This window comes from uncultured Draconibacterium sp. (genome assembly GCF_913063105.1).
GTDB lineage: Bacteria > Bacteroidota > Bacteroidia > Bacteroidales > Prolixibacteraceae > Draconibacterium.
Genome location: NZ_CAJXYQ010000007.1, coordinates 43,677 through 62,292 on the forward strand (window position 1 = coordinate 43,677; position 18,616 = coordinate 62,292).

Annotated in this window: 16 protein-coding genes; 1 reads left to right on the forward strand and 15 read right to left on the reverse strand. The window is 40.8% G+C overall.

All coding sequences use genetic code 11. From position 1 onward, the window contains the following. From QZ574_RS08760 to ybaK, 4 genes are all read right to left on the reverse strand, one after another. Nucleotides 1-645, reverse strand: a complete 645-nt coding sequence (locus QZ574_RS08760) for a class I SAM-dependent methyltransferase (protein WP_297088904.1) — start codon at nt 643-645, stop codon at nt 1-3. 99 nt (nt 646-744) lie between these two features. After that, a complete protein-coding gene (locus QZ574_RS08765) occupies nt 745-1,320 on the reverse strand; it encodes an alkylphosphonate utilization protein (RefSeq protein ID WP_297088906.1) in 576 nt (191 codons plus the stop codon). Between the two features lie 43 nt (nt 1,321-1,363). Beyond that, on the reverse strand, nt 1,364-2,365 hold the full coding sequence (trpS, locus tag QZ574_RS08770; protein WP_297088908.1) for a tryptophan--tRNA ligase: 1,002 nt from the start codon (nt 2,363-2,365) through the stop codon (nt 1,364-1,366). Nucleotides 2,366-2,722: 357 nt separating this feature from the next. Further along, a complete protein-coding gene (ybaK, locus tag QZ574_RS08775) occupies nt 2,723-3,196 on the reverse strand; it encodes a Cys-tRNA(Pro) deacylase (RefSeq protein WP_297088911.1) in 474 nt (157 codons plus the stop codon). Between the two features lie 430 nt (nt 3,197-3,626). On the opposite strand from ybaK, the gene QZ574_RS08780 reads away from it, so the two are divergent. Continuing rightward, entirely contained in the window at nt 3,627-5,003 is a 1,377-nt protein-coding gene (locus QZ574_RS08780) for a TrpB-like pyridoxal phosphate-dependent enzyme (RefSeq protein WP_297088913.1), read from the forward strand. A 76-nt stretch (nt 5,004-5,079) separates the two neighbouring features. Here the strand turns inward: QZ574_RS08780 and QZ574_RS08785 are convergent, their stop codons facing one another. From QZ574_RS08785 to pstA, 11 genes are all read right to left on the reverse strand, one after another. Beyond that, nucleotides 5,080-6,027 (reverse strand): lipoate--protein ligase, encoded by a 948-nt coding sequence (locus tag QZ574_RS08785; protein WP_297088915.1) that lies wholly within the window; start codon nt 6,025-6,027, stop codon nt 5,080-5,082. Nucleotides 6,028-6,029: 2 nt separating this feature from the next. Beyond that, nucleotides 6,030-7,163: an ATP-binding protein gene (locus QZ574_RS08790; RefSeq protein WP_297088918.1), complete on the reverse strand. Its 1,134-nt coding sequence runs from the start codon at nt 7,161-7,163 to the stop codon at nt 6,030-6,032. 303 nt (nt 7,164-7,466) lie between these two features. Beyond that, nucleotides 7,467-7,820, reverse strand: a complete 354-nt coding sequence (locus tag QZ574_RS08795) for a carboxypeptidase-like regulatory domain-containing protein (protein WP_297088919.1) — start codon at nt 7,818-7,820, stop codon at nt 7,467-7,469. A gap of 128 nt (nt 7,821-7,948) precedes the next feature. Then, nucleotides 7,949-8,407 carry a toxin-antitoxin system YwqK family antitoxin gene (locus QZ574_RS08800; protein ID WP_297088922.1) on the reverse strand — a complete coding sequence of 153 codons (459 nt, stop codon included), beginning with the start codon at nt 8,405-8,407 and terminating at the stop codon, nt 7,949-7,951. Nucleotides 8,408-8,641: 234 nt separating this feature from the next. Continuing rightward, nucleotides 8,642-10,621 carry a hypothetical protein gene (locus QZ574_RS08805; RefSeq protein ID WP_297088923.1) on the reverse strand — a complete coding sequence of 660 codons (1,980 nt, stop codon included), beginning with the start codon at nt 10,619-10,621 and terminating at the stop codon, nt 8,642-8,644. 34 nt (nt 10,622-10,655) lie between these two features. Continuing rightward, on the reverse strand, nt 10,656-13,394 hold the full coding sequence (locus tag QZ574_RS08810) for a TonB-dependent receptor (protein ID WP_297088925.1): 2,739 nt from the start codon (nt 13,392-13,394) through the stop codon (nt 10,656-10,658). 251 nt (nt 13,395-13,645) lie between these two features. Next, the gene (locus tag QZ574_RS08815) at nt 13,646-15,415 is read right to left on the reverse strand and encodes a HAMP domain-containing sensor histidine kinase (RefSeq protein WP_297088926.1); all 1,770 of its coding nucleotides are present in this window, start codon (nt 15,413-15,415) and stop codon (nt 13,646-13,648) included. Nucleotides 15,416-15,471: 56 nt separating this feature from the next. Beyond that, a complete protein-coding gene (locus QZ574_RS08820; protein WP_297088929.1) occupies nt 15,472-16,155 on the reverse strand; it encodes a response regulator transcription factor in 684 nt (227 codons plus the stop codon). A 64-nt stretch (nt 16,156-16,219) separates the two neighbouring features. Then, nucleotides 16,220-16,903 (reverse strand): phosphate uptake regulator PhoU, encoded by a 684-nt coding sequence (locus QZ574_RS08825; protein ID WP_297088931.1) that lies wholly within the window; start codon nt 16,901-16,903, stop codon nt 16,220-16,222. A 31-nt stretch (nt 16,904-16,934) separates the two neighbouring features. Beyond that, entirely contained in the window at nt 16,935-17,717 is a 783-nt protein-coding gene (pstB, locus tag QZ574_RS08830; protein ID WP_297088932.1) for a phosphate ABC transporter ATP-binding protein PstB, read from the reverse strand. A gap of 12 nt (nt 17,718-17,729) precedes the next feature. After that, nucleotides 17,730-18,614, reverse strand: coding sequence for a phosphate ABC transporter permease PstA (gene pstA, locus QZ574_RS08835; protein WP_297088934.1), 885 nt, complete (start codon nt 18,612-18,614; stop codon nt 17,730-17,732). Between the last annotated feature and the right edge of the window lie 2 nt (nt 18,615-18,616).

The window sequence follows — 18,616 nt, forward strand, 5'->3', positions numbered from 1 at the left end:
TTATTTGTTTTTCTGAACCAGCGCAACCATAAAAGCCGGTTCGTGATTATCTTTCTCAGTAGTTCGATCCATTACCTTGAAATCGGGTGCAAAATGCACTCCTGCTGTAAGTTCCGGAGTTCCGAACTTGCTTAAGGCTTTCTTCAGGCTGTCGGGAACAAAGAAGGCAGCATTTTTAAATACCGGATCGTTGGCAGCATTTTTGGCCAGCTGCGAGTTTCCGTTCAGGCAACCCAGCAAAAGCCAGCCTCCGGGCCTTAGCACGCGCATCACTTCTTCCAGCACTTTTTCTTTGCTGTTAACAAATTCCATCATGGTAACCGAAGCCAGCACATCAAAACTTTCGTTTTTAAAAGGCAGCGCTTCGGCATCGGCTTTTAATATTTCGGCATCAAGCCCTTTAGCAAAAGCCTCCTTCAGCATCACATCCGAAACGTCGGCGGCAACAACATCAAATCCCTCATTTACAAATAGCGCTGTCCAGTGGCCGGTACCACAGCCCAGTTCCAGCATTTTTCCTCCTGGAACCTTTTTCAGCGCATCGCTAATGAGTTTTTCTTCTATTTCATCAACTTCTTTCCCTGCTGCAGTTTGATAATAGGCATCGTAGGCCCCTGCTATTTCTTCATTTAAAAATACGTTCATTTTTCCCGGTTTTGCTTATCACTTCTCTCAAACAAAGATGCCATCTTTCTACTTAACGTAAATAAAGATGGCATCTTTTCATAAAAGAATAATCTGTTGCTAATTCTTTTTAACGTACTGCGTAAGAATAACTATTTGCTGGCCATTCACCTTACCCTCAATGTGTTCAGGATTGTCGTGTACCAGCGAGATATTGCGAACGGCAGTTCCGCGTTTTGCCGTAAAGCCACCGCCTTTCACATTCAGGTCTTTTATCAGCACCACGGTATCGCCGGCCTGCAAGACTGCCCCATTGCTATCGAGGTGATTTACCACATCGTCCGGATCGATTCCTTCGCCGGTTGCTTCTGCCCAGGCTTGTGTTTCTTCGTCGAGGTACAACATATCAAGTAAATCTTGCGGCCAACCTTCAGCTTTCAGCCGATTTAACATACGCCAGGCCATTACCTGAACTGCAGGCACGGTGCTCCACATGCTGTCGTTAAGGCAGCGCCAATGGTTGGCATCCACGCTTTCCGGGTTGTTTATCTGCCCCGAGCAGGTTGCACAAATATAAATGCTGTCTTTTTCGCTTTCCTGTGTTGCCGGTGCTACAGTATATATATCCAGGTTTTCTTCTGCTCCGCACAATTCGCAAACCGAAGTACGCTTTTGCAATTCTCTTTCTATACTCATTTTATTATTTTGTTGTCACTTCGGTCTTTCGACTTCTAACTTCCTAAAACAATTTCTTAAATCCGATTACATCCTTCACTTCCTGCAAAGTTTTTACGGCTGATTCGCGGGCTTTTTCGGCACCCATTTTAGCCACTTTTGCCAGGTAAGCATCGTCCTCGAGGATATCGATGATACGTTCGCGAATTGGCGAGGTGTAGGCAATAATATCTTCGGCCAATTGTTTTTTCAGGTCGCCGTAACGAATTTCGCATTTGTTGTACAACTCGTCAAAATGTGCCACAGTATCGGGTGTAGAAACAATGTCCATCAGGGTAAACAGGTTTTGAACGGCTTCCGGTTTTTCCTGGTTCATTTCCGTTGGTCCCGAGTCGGTAACAGCACGCATTACTTTTTTACGAATCGATTTTGGATCTTCGTACAGGTTAATGGCATTACCTTCCGATTTTCCCATTTTTCCGCTTCCATCCAATCCGGGTACTTTAATCATATCGCCACCACCAAAAGTAAAGGGGCGCGGAATTGGGAATACCTCGGTTTTATACATGCGGTTAAAACGTTTCGCGAACTTACGGGCCATTTCCAGGTTTTGCTCCTGGTCTTTTCCAACCGGCACAAAATGGGCTTTATGAATAATAATATCGGCAGCCATTAAAACCGGGTAGGTTAACAAACCGGCATTAACGTTGTCGGGCTGCTGGCGTGCTTTGTCTTTAAACGAAGTTGTGCGCTCCAGTTCGCCCAGGTAGGCATTCATATTCAAAAAGGCGTAAAGCTCCGAGACCTCTGGCACATCGCTTTGTATAAAAATGGTTGCTTTTTCCGGATCGATTCCACACGCGAGGTATTCGGCCAGCACCTGGCGTACGCCCGATTGTAAATTTTCGGGTGTTGGATGTGTGGTTAACGAGTGAATATCGGCTATAAAAAAGTAGCAGTTAAAATCGTCCTGCATTTTTAAGAAGTTCTGCACCGCACCAAAATAGTTTCCAAGGTGCAAATATCCTGTCGGTCGTATACCGCTAACAACTGTCGGTTTGTTCATTTTTCTTTTTTGCTATTTGCCATGCGCATGGCGCAAAGCGTTCTGATTTTTAAGTGAGTGCAAAAATAGAGATTCGCACGGAAAGTAAAAAAATAAAATTCGGTGCAAGCAAAAAATTAATACTGAAGAAGGCATATTGGCTTTGAATCATCGTTGTTTAGTAAAAAATTGGGGTAAAACATTGATTGACATGCTTATCTTTACCCCTTTGGCTGTCGCCATTTCCCCTTACAAGGGGAAACATTTGAAAGGAAAAGAAGGAAGCTTTGATGTCAAGCAGAAAGAATATTCATTGCTTGCACCCCGCCTGAGGGGAGCTCCCGACAGGGAAAGGGGTAGAAAAAAGTGAATCTGTCATCACGAATCAATCAGGTCGGAAAGCTGGGCTCCGGTGCAGGCGATCAGATCTTTTGGATTGATTTTTATCTGCATCCCACGTTTCCCTGCACTCACAAAAATAAAGGTGTAATCCAGGCAGCTTTCGTGAATAAAAATAGGGTATGGTTTTTTCATGCCCAGTGGCGAACAAGCCCCGCGAATGTAACCGGTAAGCCCGAGCAGCTCTTTCATTTGTACCATTTCGGCACTTTTATTTCCCGACACTTTTGCCGCTTTTTTTAGGTTTACCTCTGCCGCCCCCGGAATTACTGCTACAAAAATACCGGTTTTGTTACCGCGCAAAACCAGTGTTTTAAACACCTGCTCAACATCCTGCCCTAATGTTTCGGCAACATGTGTGGCACTCAAATCTGCTTCATCAACAAAATACTCCACTAATTCGTACGAAATATTTTTACTGTCGAGTAAACGGGCAGCATTGGTTTTTTTCATGGTGGAAAGATTTGAATGCAAAAGTTGAAATTTTTGATTGTTTGGGCAAGTAAAAATACACAGCAAGCCGTAATTATTCTCGATTTGGCAACAGTTAAAGAATCTGAACTATTTTTTCAAAAAAAAATAATGATTAGATTTACGACAAACAATATGTATACAACACCTTTATACGGAAAAGAATGGCACTGGCGTAACGTGAAAATGGAAACACGGGAAGGAGCTGTTGTTTTTCAGAAATAAACTGAAAAGGGATTTGTCGTGCTTATGCGGCAAATCCCTTTTTTGTTATTAGAGAAATAGATTATTATACATGAGTAGTGAGACAGACTCGGTTGGGAAAAGAGGAGATTACCTTCGAGTTTCTCAATACTCTGTACTAAATACTCATTAGTATAAACAGAATTATCAACCAATAAAATAAAAAATTATGACCAGACAAAAGAAGATTTTTCTCGACGAGTCGGAAATGCCCAAACAGTGGTACAACCTTGCCCCCGATCTGCCATCGCCTTTAAACCCGCCGCTTGGCCCCGACGGAAATCCTGTGGGACCTGAGATGTTGGCTCCGGTTTTTCCGATGAACCTGATTGAGCAGGAAGTTAGCCAGGAACGCTGGATTGATATTCCGGAAGGCATTCGTGAAATTCTGGTACAATGGCGGCCAAGTCCGCTAATTCGTGCTTACGAACTGGAAGAAGCCCTGGGAACCCCGGCAAAGATCTATTACAAAAACGAGGGTGTATCGCCGGCAGGCAGCCACAAACCAAATACTGCGGTTGCACAGGCCTGGTACAATAAAGAGTTTGGTATTAAAAAACTAACTACCGAAACCGGTGCAGGGCAGTGGGGATCGGCATTATCGTATGCCTGTGCGCAAATTGGCGGTATTGAATGTAAGGTTTTTATGGTGCGTGTGAGCTTCGACCAAAAGCCTTTCCGGAAAATGATGATGGAAACCTGGGGCGGTAATTGTATTGCAAGCCCAAGTACCGAAACAAAGGCCGGCCGCGATATCCTGGCACAGTATCCTGATACTCCGGGAAGTTTAGGCATTGCCATTTCGGAGGCTGTTGAGGCTGCTGTTTCCGACCCAACTGGAGGTACACGTTATTCGCTTGGCTCGGTGTTAAACCATGTAATGTTGCACCAAACCATTATTGGCCTTGAAGCTAAAAAACAGCTGGCCAAAGTGGGTATTAAAAACCCCGATGTGGTTATTGGATGTTGTGGTGGTGGTAGTAACTTCGCAGGTCTTTCATTCCCGTTTATGTATGATAAAGTTAATGGTGCCGACATTCAGATTATTGGAGCCGAACCATTTAGTTGCCCGACTTTAACAAAAGCACCGTTTATTTACGACAACGGCGATGTGGCACAAATGACCCCACTTTTGGCAATGAACAGCCTGGGACATAATTTTATTCCGGCGCCAATTCATGCCGGCGGTTTGCGTTACCACGGAATGGCGCCGCTGGTAAGTGCTGCCCTTAAAGACGGTTTAATGGATGCCATTGCCGTGCACCAAAGTGAATGTTTCGAGGCCGGTTTGCTGTTTGCCAAAACCGAAGGTATTATTCCGGCACCGGAAACCACACATGCCATTGCAGCTACTATTCGCGAGGCTAAAAAAGCCAAGGAAGAAGGCAAGGAAAAAACCATCTTGTTTAACTTTAGCGGCCATGGTTTGATGGACCTGGTTGGCTACAACAAGTACATTGCCGGCGAACTTTCGGATTACGAATACCCGGAATCGGAAATTGCAGCTAACCTGAAAAAACTTGAAGGATACCCATTACCCAAATAGGAAGATTTGGATTTGGAATATTAGAATATTAGAATGGCGCACTGCAGTTTTGTGGTGCGCTTTTTTTGTGCTGATTTTAAAAGAATGCGTAAATCAACTCCTCATTATCTGTTTTTAAAACTTCTCTAATATCCTCGAAAAAGTGTTGTTTGCCAACCAACAATGCTGATAACTCAGTGGTGTAAGGTTCAACAAAATAATTGCCCTGAAGATTGGCATTTTCGATATGTCCTTTTTTTACTTCAAGGTAGATTTCAAGCGTTCGTCCATCGATTTCCGCCTTATTGGTAAAAGTGTATTTTGGCGAGTAACCCCAACGCCAATCCCAGGTTGTGAATTTTTCTTCAACCAGTTTATTAATCGCTTCCTCATCATCAGCTGAAATCGTATAACTATCAGCACCTTCTTTTTTCAACTGCACGCCAATCATAAAATCCATAAATGTCTCAATATGCATTTCGCTTTTAAGGAACGGAGAAATATTAGCCACTTTGCTCCGGTTAGATTGCACAGCTTTACTCGTGTATTTCCCGGGAATAACTTTTATGGCTTGTCCCAGATTTTCTAAATCGGAATTAAAAAGCAAGGTACCATGGTGCAACACGCGATTTTTAAATACGTGCTCGGCATTTCCTGATATCTTCAACCCTTCAATCAGCAGGTCGTTTCTGCCCGACGTTGTGGCTGTAATTCCCAATTGGGCAAGTGCTTCCACCACCGGTTCGGTAAACTGCTTAAATGAAATCTCAGCCGGGCTTTTTACATTTTTAATAAAGGCAAAATTCACATTTCCTGCATCGTGATAAACCGTTCCTCCACCCGAAATTCGACGTGCCACGGTAATGTCATTCTCGCGCACATAACGATAGTTTACTTCGCCAAGCGCATTTTGGTGCTTTCCTACCACAACGGTTTTATCGCTTTGCCAAAGCATAAAAATATCATCATCGAAATTCTTTAGCAGGTACTCTTCAGTAGCGAGGCAGTAAAAAGGATTGTTGTTTTTTAAATTGATACAAAGCATGATTATAAATTTTGAATCCAACGTTGGAAAAGAACATCATAAACGCTGTAAAAGTGTTTTCCCCCAGAATCACGTTCCTGAAAAATCAACTCCTTTTTTAATAGCGAGTTCACAGAACGATTAACCGTTGAAGGACTACCCAACTTATGATCCTGCATAAAATCTTTCGATGTTATGTTGTACACTTTTCCATCGGAAGCTACTGCTTTTAATAAATTCCACTGTTGTTTGGTGAGCATATCGCGATAGCCAAAAAACACATACTCCTGCTCTTTCAAAATCTTCAATGCCTCTTCATTCCAGGTTTTAGTACTTATATTTTTCCCCGAATGAATATAAACCCGATTACAAAGCAATTGCACAAAATAGGTATGCCTATTTGTCCATCGCAGCATTTCGGCGGCAGTTTCGGGAGAAATGTTTTTTTTATGCTCCGCAAATTTCGTTACAATAAACGACTGGTACTTTTCAAAGCCAATTTTATCCAATTTTAGAAACTGAGTACTTCGAAAAAATGGCCGGGCAGGATTTGAAAACATATCGCTCATTAAATGTTGCTGACTACCTGAAAATATAAAAACCACGTTTTTTAACTGTTGAATAATGGTACGCAACCACGCCTCTGTATTTTTTTCAGGATAATTAAGAATTTGCTGAAACTCGTCGATTGCAAACAAAACCCGCTTATCCTGCTGCTCAAGAAAGGCAAAAAGCGATGCTATCTGATGTTCGCTTTCTTTTTCCTGAACTTTGAATGTAACATTTGGTTCGCCTGATAATGAATCGAAAGAAATTACCGGACGCAAAGATTTTATGAAATTCCAGATTCTTTTACCAACTCCGGTTTTCTCCGGCACCGAATTCAGAATGGCTGTTGCCAGGCTATTTAAGAAATCATTCGTATTCTCTGTTGCCAGAATATCGGCATAAATACAAATCAAATTAGCTGACAATTTTTGTTCCAGATGCTGTATAAGTCCAGTTTTCCCAATTCTTCTGATGGCAACTAAAGTAGTAGACAGGCCTCCGTTAATATTCGAAATCAGTGTTTCCGTTTCCTTTTCTCTGTCGCAAAAATATTGCGGACCGAAATAACCTGTTGTAACAAAAGGAGTTGTTGGCTGCGACTTTTTCATTTCATTTTTATTCGATGTAACTCTCGATGAATTTTAATCCTTCTTGTTTGTGAATTTAGAATGAGGAAAATTCATGTTCGCTTCATACTTTTTTATTTTTCGCATTTTGCAATATACAAAATGCGAATTACAAAATGTAACATTTGAGCATAAAAAAACCACCCGTCAACCGACGGATGGTTTATATATGGCATATTGCTAATTCACGGGTTTAACTTAACACTTATTTCCTGCAGCTATTAAAACGCAGAAAACCGCCTCTGCTCTCAGAGGCGGATTCAATCTTAAGTTACTGCATTCGCCTTAGTTCGACGATTGCAATTTTATTTTTAATTCGTTTTTGTTTGCATCAACATTTACAACTTCTGCTTTTTTCTCGTACGAAATGTAAGTTGTAACGATTTTATATTCTCCGGGCTTTACTCCTTCAAAAGAGAAATTTCCATCAAAATCAGTGTAAGCTTTCCTATCGGTTCCTTCCAGCTTAACCTCTACTCCAACCAACGACTCTCCTGATAATTCATCGGCAATAGAGCCTGAAATCATCATTGTGGCCTGGCTTTCAGTATCAGCGCTTTTCGATTTTGTATCTGTTTCTTTGGCATTTACTGCTACAATCGAAATAACAAGCAATGCTGCAATCAGTACCTTTTTCATATTGTTTACTTTTTATTTTGTCGTTTTCTTACACTACAAAAGTACGCTATGTCAATTACGCTGTAGTTACAGAACTATTACAGTTCGGTTAAATCAGTAATTTCGATTAACAAAAAACAATACCGAACTTAATACTTTCTTTCGCTGATAAGCTGACCATCTTCGTTGTACTTTTTCCACACCCCGGTTTTTTCACCATTGGCATAGGCCAACTCGTACAACAAGTTTCCGTAGTCGTTCCAGATAACCCATTTACCGTGCTTATTTCCGTTTTTGTAACGTGCCACCGACACTTTTATACCGTGCTCGTTGTACATTACCCACTTGCCGTGCATTAGGTTGTTTTTGTATGAACGAATTTCGTTTACACGTCCATTTTCGAAGTAGATGGTAGTTTTACCGTGTTTCTCGCCATTTTTGATTTTTACTTCGCTTTTTATAGCCTTGTTTTCAAACAGGCTCACATACGTTCCGGTGTACTTTTTATCGTTTTCGAAAAATACACCATCAACTTCCTTAATATTTTGTGCTTTCGATGCAGTGATTATCAAAGCCAAAAATCCAACTAAAACCAATAATTTTTTCACGTGTTTAAAATTGTTTACTCGTTTGGTGCTACATGATTCAGTTCCTTTTTTAAAGAAAACGAACTCATGTAAGCTTTACAAAAATCAATAAGAGGAAAGCCCCGGAGGTTAATCCGGAGCTCTTTTAAAACCGGTTTTACGAACCGGCTTTAATAAACACTGCATTAAAAAAAATGCCTTTGATATCCTCTTACTATTTTATTCATATTCAATAAAATAATTTGCTTAATTTTTTTACAAGCCAGCAGCAGTCCAGGTCCATCCTGAAATATCGATGGCCGTAGAACCGGCACCCGATTTAAAGGTGTACTTATTTGTTTCACCTGAAATCAATTCAACATCGGCATCGGCACCGTCAACCTGTACATTTGCTGTAGCTCCACTGTCTTTCATATCCAATTCAACCTCGTAACCATCAATGTGCAATCCTGTAATGCTTGCACCAGAGCTGGCTTTAAACTGCAGTGCAGTTCCGCCGGTTGTTGATACACAGGTTACATTGGTGAAGCTGGGGTTGTTGTTTACTTTATCGCCTTCAAAAGCGGTAGAGAAATCTTCAATGGTGTGTTTGATGTATGTATTCTCAACAGAACCGTTCCAACCTTCTGTCCAGTCAACAGCGTCGTCTTCATTGTTTTCAAGGTAAATATTTTTTACGATAGCTGAACCACCAAAAAATTCAACACCATCGTCGGCTCCGTTAATAACCGCAATATTTTCGAGTTTGGTTTCAGAACCTACGGCATACAGTGACACGCCATTGTACTGCGATTCGTCGTTAATTTGTGCACCGGTTCCTTTAATTACCAGGTAGGTAACTGATCCTGAATTATCAGCATCGTTGGTACCTCCGTAAATAAAGCCACCCACTTCAGCTTCTGAATCGGCACCTGCGCTGGTTGTTGCTTTTCCGCAAATGGTTAATCCACCCCAATCGGCCGGAGTTCCAAGGTCGGAGGCAATAACAACCGGATTATCAGCAGTACCGTTGATATAAATTTTACCGCCCATTAAAACGGCAATGTAAACATCGGTACCACCGGCATCGGCATGAATTTTTGTGCCGGCAGGAATGGTTAATGAGCCACCGTCTCTAACGATATACGAACCTTTTAAGCGGTAAGCTTTTGCCGGATCAAGTGTTACATCACCGGTAACATCGCCTTCAAGGGCAATAACTTCAGCCAGTTCAACATCCACCCAGGCCCAACCGCTTGGATCAACTGTTGCCGATTTGTTATAGCTATCAGTTGGATCGGCCACTACACCTTCAATAACCACATTATCAAGCGGGCCATCGTCTTTCATATCAATACTTTTTGAGTACCCGGTTAACGATAAACCGGTAATGGTAGCACCCGATTCGGCTTTAAACTGTAGTGCTGTTCCGCCGGTTGTTGATACAGCCGTAAGGTTGTTGATTTTGGGGTTGTTGTTTACTTTATCGCCTTCAACAACTGTTGAAAAATCGGTAATGGTGTGCTCAACATAGGCATTATTAATAGTACCGCTCCAGCCTTCAGTCCAGTCGATTGCATCGTCTTCGTTATTTTGAAGAAAAATGTTGGTTGCCGAAACTGTTCCTCCAAAGAACTCGATTCCATCATCTGAACCGTTAATTACAGCAATGTTTTCGATAGTAGTTGCTGAACCTACTGCATACAACGACACGCCGTTATATTGCGATTCGTCGTTAATTTGTGCGCCTGTACCGCGAATTACCAGGTATTTTACCATACCTGAATTATCGTCGTCATTGGTTCCACCGTAGATAAATCCACCTACTTCTGCCTCGGCATTTACACCTGCTGTTGTAGTTGCTTTACCACAAATGGTTAAACCACCCCAGTCGCCTGGGTTTCCGTTAGCCGACGACATAATAACCGGGCTACTTTCGGTACCATTAATATTAATTTTACCTCCCATTAAAACGGCAATGTAAACATCAGTTCCGCCATTTACGGCCTGAATGTTTGTACCGGCAGGAATATTTAAGGTAATTCCCTCGGGCACAATAAATGAGCCGCTAAGGCTGTAGGTCATTGCAGCGTCTAAAGAATAATCTTCGGTAAGCTGGCCTTCCAAAATACCATTCTCCAGATTCTCGATAACTTCCGGAGTCGGTTCCGGAGTCGGATCATCATTATCGCAGCTTGTAAATACCGCAGTTGCCAATAAGGCAAGTCCTAATACTTTAATAAATGCTTTTTTCATTTTTTTGAAAATTTAGAATTATACGTTTGCGTTTTTAATCAAGATTTATTTTTAAACTAAAATTGAAACTGATTCCTTTTTTATAGGAGCTCACCACCTCGGTTGATGCTTCTCCCGAGAGGGGTTTTATTTCTTGTGTTTGTTCAATGTCCGGATTTAACAGGTTTTTTCCCGATACTTTTATTTCCAGCCTTTTTGATAGTTTTTTACTCACTACCAGATCAACCGTAGCAAATCCTTTTTCAACTATTTCGTTGTTAAAAAGTGTGGCACTGTTTTCAAAATCTTCGGGGGCTCCGAGCGCCAGAATTTTGTCTGAAGAGTAATTTCCGGTAATGGTTGCCATAAAGGCATTGGCAGTATTGTTTGAGAAAGTAAGGGCGCCGTTTAAAATAAGCCCTGAGGCACCTTGCAAATCGGTTTCGGTTTTGCTGTTGTACTGAAATTCTTCCAACAAATCCTGGTTAAACCACATTTTGGTGGCATTAACAATCATGTCGAGGCCGGGCATTCCCTCTTCTTCTGCTTTAATTAAACCCAGTCGTGTTTCAAACTCCAGGCCGTAAACATTGGCTTGTTCTCCGGTATTTTCGAAAATAAAATTACCCGACGAACCACGAGTTTGTGCCAGATTGATGGGATCGTTAATCATTTTGTAAAAACCGGTTACCGAGATTAGCTCGTTACGGCCAGGAAACATTTCCCACTTTACATCCACATTGTAATTTTCGGAATGTTTTAAATCGGGGTTACCTTTAGTAACACGCCCTGTTGGCGAAACATACTCGAAAGGTGCCAGCTCTTTAAACTCGGGCAATGTAACCGTTTTACTGGCTGCCAGCCTAAGCGCACTGTTTTCACCCATCTCGTACTTCAGGTTTAGCGCCGGCAGTATATTGGTATAATCGTTTGATAAACTTCCTATTCGGCCCACATAGTTGGCCACATCCCAGTTTGATTCTATTTTATCCATTTCGTAACGCAATCCGATGCTTCCCGACAGTTTTTCGAGTTCAAAAGAAGTATTTACAAATGCGGCCATTACCTGCAATGTGGCATCGTACAAATCTGGTTTTCGTTCGCGAATGATAAGGCTACCGTTTTGATAAAGTGTCTCATCAAGCAGCGCTTCATCTAAATTATCAATAGATTTTACCTGCACGCCTTTAGCTCGCACACCAACCGATAAGGCGTTAAATTCGCGTTGTTTATGACGGAAGTTTCCTCCAAAATTCAGCTTGAGTTTTTTGTTTTCTTCATCAACTAGCTTCATTTCATTGGAAGCATAGCCGTTAAGCTCGGTGTCTTTTATCTCCTGGCTTGATTTACGCTGCTGAAAGTCGCCAACGTGTGCAAACTGCACCGTATTTTCATCCAGAATGTTTACTTCGTTGCGAATACGGTTGGGTTCGTCGGCATTTACCCAGTTGTACCCAACAGCCCACTTCATCTGGTTATTCTGGTTTATTTTGTGAGATCCCAGTAACTGGTTGATGTAAATTTTTGTTTGTTTCAGGTTTTGGTCGCGCACAAAAGCTCCATCTTCCTGCGGATCCTGATCGCGAACATACCCTTCGCCATTGCGGCCTTGTTCGTACAACTGATCGATGGTTTTATAAATGGCCACACTATTAAAATTCAGGTTGTGGTCTTTATTAAAATCATAGCTCAGGTTTAATAGCCCGGTGGTGTTAATTTCACTCGAAAAATCCTCAACATCGGTAAACGAGTTATTCAGGTTGTTCATGCGGTATTTTTTATAAATACCTGTTTGGTAATCAAAATCGTTAGAGTGAGAAAGGGTTGCAAAAACCGCTAAGTCGTTATTAAATAACTTCACTTTTTTTCCGCCAAGTAACGATAATCCCCTTGCTAAAGGAAGATTAACCGATGTGGTATTCCAGCTTTGTTTTTTAACAGCGTCGATGGTTGCATAGGGTTGTTTATAAAAGCCCATTGTTACATCATTCCGGTTCTGTGTTCCGCTAAATTTGCCAAATACGCCATCGCTTAAAACGGCTGTTGAGGTACCGGCTGAAGCCTCAATTTCAATTTTCTCGGAGAAGGTTTTTGAACCAATATTTACCGCCCCCGAGGCCTGATCGCCATAGGTTTCAACAGCAAAAGTTTTATTAATACCTACGTTGCCGATAATATCGGTTGAAAACAGGTTTAAATCGATATTTTTCTTTTCCACATCATCTGACGGAATTGGTAAGCCATTCATGGTAGTGCTTAAATACCGGTCGCCAAGGCCACGGATATAGATATCGCCGCTTCCTTCGTTTTTGGTTACTCCTGATATTTTTGAGGTAGCTGCTGCGGCATCAGAAACACCTAAGGCCGACATGCGCTTCGAGCCTATGCTTTCTTTAATTCCCGAGGCATTTTTCTGGTCGATTAACAACATGGCTTCCGACTCGCGTTTGGCTTTTGCCACCACCTGAACACCTTCGAGCTCAAGAGTGGCCGGCGCCAGGTTTACATTAACCAGCGTTTCCTCGTTGGCTTTCACTTCAATCTGGAATTCCTGGGCATCGTAAGAAATAAAAGATACAACAAGCGTGTAATTACCCGGCTGAACGTTCGGGATAAGGTAATTTCCATCAAAGTCGGTAATGGTTCCCTGTGTGGTGCCTTTAATTAATACGGTGGTTCCAATAAGTGCTTCAGAGGTTTCAGAATCGGTTACAGTTCCTTTTATCGTTCCGGTTTGTGCTGTAACCATTACTACCTGAATTAGCAATAACATGCTAATAAATAATCGTTTCATATATTTAAAAAGTTGCAGTGTTTATTTATAAACTCATAGAATTTACAGAGGCAAAGCAACCCGATATATATTACACCCGAATTACAGTCTATTTAAACTTGGGTTACATTGTTTTAACCTTTTTGCAATGTTTGGCTACAAATAGTAATGGTTTTGTAACGTAAATTTTGCGAAAGCTTTGTTGCCGTTACAGGCATAAAAAAACGCCACCGGAACATTTCCAATGGCGTTTTTTATTGTGCTGCAGGTAATTATTTGGTAAGCGAGAATAAAAACTCAATTCCCCCTTCGGGTTTGTTACGTGCCGATATTTTTCCTTTATGAAGCAGAATTGCATTTTTTACAATCGATAAGCCGAGGCCGGTACCACCCAGTTCTCGGGTCCGTCCGGAGTCGATCCGATAAAATCGCTCAAAAATACGATTGAGGTGTTCTTCAGGAATACCAACACCTGTATCGGAATAACTGAAGTAATGGAAATTTTTGTCTTCCAGGTAATTTCTTATTTCTATCTTGATATCGGTGCCTGCGTAATTAATCGAATTTTCGAGTAAATTTTGAAATACAGACGATAACAACGAATCGTTTCCTTTTACAACAACATCCTTATCAATGTTTAATTTACATTTTATGTTTTTTGCTGTCAGGCGGCTTTCAAGGTTTTCCACCACATCCGACACCACATTTTTTACGTTCACCGGTTTTATTTCAAATAATTCGCCGGCATCTTCAATGTTATTTAACAGCGAAATATCGTTTAAGAGCAGATTCAGGCGTTCGGCCTGCCGGCTTGCCCGGGCAATAAAATACTGCTGCTTCTCCTTATCAATGTCGGGGTTCGACATTAATGTTTCGATATACCCTTTTATTGAAGCCAGTGGTGTTTTTAGCTCGTGTGCAATGTTTGAGGTTAGCTGCTGTTTGAGCAACCTGCGTTTTTCAGGTTTTGTAATGTCGGTAATTAAAATCTCAAAACTTTTATCGGCAAAAACAATGCACAGTAGTTTAAAGTAACTGTCATCTTTTTGCAGCGTAAATTCAATTTGTGGCAATTCGTTATTCTGAAATACAATTTCCGTTTTTAGGTACTTGTCCAAAAATTCATTAATTTTCTGAAACTCAGGTATGTTAAAAAAGTTTTCTGCCGAAATGGTCATCGTATCTGAAATAATGCTGACATACTGAATAAAATGACTGTTGACCAGCATTTTTTCTTTTTGTGGCGTAAAAAATCCAATCCCTTCGTTCAGGATATTCATGTGGTTGGCCAATCGATCCTTTTCAAGCGCAATGGAGTTTTTGGCTTTATGCAGGTTTTTGTAGATTTTAACAATTTGAGAGCCAATTTCACCCAATTCATTATCCGGGAAATTTCCTTCTTCTTCGTTTATAGGCTCGTTTTTACCGGCCTTTATTGCAAAATCTTTTAACTTGGTTATCGAAATCGACAGCCGTTTTGTGAGCTCATTAATTACCAACCAGATAATAAGGAATATGGCGATAATGAAGAAGATAAATAAGCGTTCAGCTTTCAAAAAATTCTCGACATTAACGTCGTAAACCATGGCTGCCCTTACAAAATAGTTATCGTAACTTTTTGCATAATAATAAAAATCGGTACCGGTTGTTGCTGAATGGCGGATATTGGCTCCTTCTCCGGCATAAAGGGCTTTTTGTACTTCCGGACGATCAAAATGGTTTTCCATTTTTTTGTATTCGTACACAAAACTGTCGTATAAAACTATCCCCCTTTTATCAATAATGGTTAGCCTTATATTGTCTTGCGGAATAAGAACTTTTAAGGTATCGGCACTACTAAAGTTTTGCGACTGCATTAACTGGTAATACTCAATATAATTATGGGCAACCTCGGTAACATTTTTTAAGGTATTCTCAAGTTGCGACGTTTTATAATTTCTTTCGCGCTGCAACTGGAACAACATTATTACTACTGTAAACAATAAAAATACGGCTATAAAGTAGTAGAAAATTTTCTGTCTGAATGTTTGTTGAATAGGCACCTTGTTCTGTTTTTAATTATTTATATCTATCAACTTTTTTGTACTATGCTTGGTTATTACAGCTCTTTAAATGCGTAACCATAACCCGATTTCCCTTTGATATACTGGCCGTATTTGCCAATTTTTTTTCGGAGCCGGGCAATATTTACATCCACATTTCGCTCGGTAACAATTACATCATCGTTCCAAACGTAATCGAGTATTTCGTTTCGGCTAATGTATTGCCCCTGATGTTTTAGAAGAAGTGTTATAATTTCAAACTCTTTTCGTGTAAGACTTACTGCTTCTTCATCGATTTGAACGGTTTTGCTATTGGCATCAACCAGCAAGCCTTCCACCCGGTATACTTTATTTTGTCGGGTATTTTGCCGGCCACGTTTTAAAACTGCTTTAATGCGCGCCACCATTTCTTTTATCGAAAACGGTTTCGATATATAATCGTCTCCACCAACATTAAATCCGGTAAGAATATCATTCTCAGCAGTTTTTGCTGTCATGAAAATGATGGGTACCGATAACTGCAGCTCTTTCCTTATTTTATCGGCCATTTTATACCCCGACATTTCCCCCATCATTACATCCAACAAAATTAGATCATACTCATCAAGCGGTAATTTTAATGCCTGTTCAGCCGAATGGGCTACGGCGGTTTCAAAACCTTCGCTTGACAGGTTGAACTCTAAAATTTCACATAAATCTTTTTCGTCGTCAACAATTAATATTTTCGGATTTGATCCCATGATTAAAAAATTTCTCTCCTTTGTTCAGGGTAATAAAAATACATTATCCTTCATAAAAACAAGTTTATTTTACTTCTTTATGCCGGATGTCTTTCCCGTCAATCGAATAAATAGCTGCTTCAGCAATATTAGTGGCCTGGTCGGCAATACGTTCAATGGTGCTTACCATGCTATTCATATTTATAAAGCTCATCAATAATTCTTTATCGTCGTTTGACGAAGTACTTTTTTTAATGGCTTTTTTCAGCATCTTTTTATTGAGTTCATCCACTACCGAGTCGTTTTTTATCGTCCAGATGGCATAGTCTCTGTCGTCGTTTGTAAATGCCAGTAAGGATTTATTTACCATGCTCGCACTTTGTATCAACATATTCGAAACCACTTCTGATAGCTCGGTATAAACTTTTGGTGTTTTTATTGTTTCAACAAAACGCAATACGTTTATTACCATATCGCCCACCCTTTCAAGGCTGATAATTATTCGGTAGCAGGCCATTATTTTACGGATATCGGAAGCCACCGGCTGGTATAAGGTGATGGTATTAATAATTTTATCGCTGATTTTAACTTCCAGTTTATCCAGCTTTCGTTCGTTATTGTATAACTCTTTACTTTTATCTTCCGGAAAAGTTGTTTCTCCGGTAGCAATTAGCGTCTCAAGCAAATCAAGTTGATGAAGTACCAGGTTGGCAAATTCTTCAAAATCGCTCATTACTGCTTTTATTGCATCATCTTTTTTTAAAGTCATCTTTTTTGGAATTTGTATGAAGTTAAAACAATTAACCGAATTTACCGGTAAGGTATTCTTCTGTACGGCGGTCTTTCGGATTGGTAAACATATCTTTTGTTTTACCGTATTCTACCAGTTCGCCCAGGTACATAAACATTGAATAGTCAGAGATTCGGGCCGCCTGCGACATATTATGTGTCACCATCAAAATCGAATAATTCTCTTTCAATTTTACCAGCAGGTCTTCAATTTTTGAAGTTGCCACAGGATCGAGTGCGGAGGTTGGTTCGTCGAGCAGAATCACTTCCGGGTCGAAAGCCAGCGCCCGTGCAATACAAAGTCTTTGCTGTTGCCCCCCTGAGAGGAAAGTGCCTTTTTTATGCAGTGTATCTTTCACCTCGTCCCAAAGAGTAACATCGCGCAAAGAACGTTCAACAATTTCATCACGTTCTTTCTTCTTTAAACGAATACCGTTCAGCTTATAACCGGCAATTACATTGTCGTAAATGCTCATTGTTGGAAACGGATTTGGACGTTGAAACACCATACCCGCCATTCGGCGCAATTGTATGGTAGGCATATCGGTAATGTCCTTGCCGTTTAAAATCAGTGTTCCTTTTGTTTCAATATTTTCGTACAATTCGTGCATACGGTTTATCGCACGCAACATGGTACTTTTTCCGCATCCCGAAGGCCCCATAATAGCGGTTACTGCATTTCTTTTTATATCGGCAGAAACATCGTTTACGGCATATTTTCCTTTATCGTATGCAACCGAAAGATTGCGAATAGAAAGTACGGGGTCTTTTATATTTACAGTATCTTCTTTCATTCTATTTCTATGCTATTTTGTTCGGGCGGCTATTCGTTTTGAGACCAGGTTTAAAGTTAACACCATTGCCATTAATAATAATGATGAACTCCATATCAGGTCAACCATATTCGGATCGTTATAAAACTCCCATATTAACAAAGGCACCGCACTGGTTGGTTTGGTAATATCGAGGTTAATTATTGTGCTTCCAAGTGCGGTAAGCATCAAAGGTGCAGTTTCGCCTAAAATACGTGAAATGCCGAGCAGAATACCGGTTAATAATCCGCTAAAACCGGTTGGGATTAAAACCCTGAGAATTACCTTGTAGTAAGGAACACCCAATGCCATGGCTGCTTCTTTAATGGTTTGCGGAATCATTTTCAGGGTTTCTTCAGTGGAACGAACAATCATGGGCAACATCATTATTGATAAAGACACACTACCTGCCAGAGCCGAAAAGCCACTGGTTATTGGCTTAACAATCCACATATATGCAATTAAACCCAGTACAATTGACGGTACGCCCTGAAGAACATCTGAAACATTTCGGGTAAGATTTGCCAATGGCTTCCCGGGATTTTCATACAGGTAAATACCGGTAATTACACCCACCGGAATGGCAATTACGGAGGCAAGCACCACCATCAACAATGTTCCGGATATTCCGTTGGCAATACCCCCCGGAATTAATTCGCCATTACTTAAAGCAGTCATTGCCTCAAAGGTATCGGGCGGGGTTTTAATAATAAAATTAAGGCTTATCTGCCGGTATCCTTTGGCAACCAATTTGTAAATAATAAGTACAATTGGCGAAATAGTAACCACCGACAGAAAAAACACGATTCCTTTAAAGAAACGATCTTTAAATGTTCTGCGAGAGAGGTTTGCGGCTGTTATTTTTGCTGCTGCATTCATTA